The following is a 326-nucleotide window of genomic DNA, read 5'->3' as shown; positions in this document are numbered from 1 at the left end:
CCACATGAGTTGTCAGAAGGCGTGTGCCAAAAGGTGATGATCGCGATGGCCATCGCTCGCTCCCCTAAGCTACTTATTGCCGACGAGCCGACCACAGCCTTGGAGAGCACCACACGAGCGCAAGTATTTCGACTACTGAAAAGTTTAAATCAGCTTAAAAATATGTCGATTCTGATGATCTCTCATGAACTCGAAGAATTGACTGACTGGACGCATGGTATGCACGTGCTGTATTGCGGGCAAATGGTGGAGGCCGGACCCACCAAAAAAGTGTTTGCTCAACCGCGCCACCCATACACTAAAGCGCTGTTACAGAGCTTGCCCGA

1 protein-coding gene is annotated in these 326 nt (G+C 50.6%); it reads left to right on the top strand.

Annotated elements, in window-relative coordinates; translation table 11 throughout:
• On the top strand, window positions 1-326 hold a 326-nt coding region (locus CWB99_RS23725; RefSeq protein WP_138686248.1), incomplete at both ends, for an ATP-binding cassette domain-containing protein.

The organism is Pseudoalteromonas rubra (genome assembly GCF_005887095.1).
GTDB lineage: Bacteria > Pseudomonadota > Gammaproteobacteria > Enterobacterales > Alteromonadaceae > Pseudoalteromonas > Pseudoalteromonas rubra_E.
Note: the sequence above shows the minus strand (reverse complement) of the source record. Positions and strands in the feature narration are given on the sequence as shown.